Origin of the sequence: Mycobacterium sp. E3247 (genome assembly GCF_001667785.1) — a bacterium.
In the GTDB taxonomy this organism is placed as follows: Bacteria; Actinomycetota; Actinomycetes; order Mycobacteriales; family Mycobacteriaceae; genus Mycobacterium.
In genome coordinates, this window is record NZ_LZJG01000484.1 from 1 (window position 1) to 894 (window position 894).

The 894-nt window shown below is 68.1% G+C and carries 1 protein-coding gene and 1 pseudogene; both read right to left on the reverse strand.

Going from position 1 to position 894, the window contains the following annotated elements; all coding sequences use genetic code 11:
- Window positions 1-323 (reverse strand): annotated as a pseudogene (locus A9X04_RS23565) (fatty acid desaturase); the annotation flags it as partial.
- Between the two features lie 97 nt (window positions 324-420).
- A partial coding sequence (locus tag A9X04_RS23570; protein WP_156764510.1) for a flavin reductase family protein occupies window positions 421-894 on the reverse strand: 474 nt, incomplete at its 5' end.

Sequence of the window (894 nt, forward strand, 5' to 3'; positions counted from 1 at the left end):
GAGGAGTGGATCTCGGGGTCGTTCATCCAGTCCCACTGGCCGTGCATGACGTTGTGGCCGATCTCCATGTTCTCGATGATCTTGGCCACGCCCAAGGTGACGGCCCCCGCCCACCACGCCGAGCGGCGGGAACTCGCGGCCAGCATCAGCCGGCCCGATACCTCCAGCGCGCGCTGCGCTGCGATGGTGCGGCGAATGTAGCGGGCGTCCCGCTCGCCGCGAGAGTCTTCGATGTCCTGGCGGATGGCGTCCAGCTCAACGGCCAGGCTCTCGATGTCGGCGTCCGTCAGATGGGCGAATACGTCGACGTCGGTGATCGCCATCGTCTTCCTTCCCTACGGTCGATGTTTCGGTTCGAAAACCAGATCCAGACCTACGCTATCGTAACCTACGAATCCGTAGGTTACCTGTGAGTAGCACTTAGATGTCGAGCACACAATCGCCCGAGGCGGCAGACACGCACGTCTGAATCCGCGTCCCCGGGTCGTGCTCCGCGCCGGTGCGCAAATCACGCACGTGGCCCTCCACGAGGCCGACCACGCACGACTGACATATACCCATCCGGCAGCCGAAGGGCATCTGCACGCCGGCGCCCTCGCCGGCGTCCATCAACGACGTCGCGGCGTCGGCGGCGACGGCGCGACCGCTCCGGGCGAAGGTGACCGTGCCACCGGCGCCCGCGGGCGCGGCCTTGGACACGGCGAAGCGTTCCAGGTGCAGCCGGTCGCCGATGCCCGCCGCCGACCAGAGCTTCTCCGCCTGGGCCAACATGCCCTCCGGCCCGCAGGCCCAGGTGTGGCGGTCGCGCCAGTCCGGCACCTCGCGGTCCAGCAGCGCAAGGTCGAGACGGCCCTGCGAGCGGGTCTCCCGAAGCGTGCGGCGATAGCCCGGATG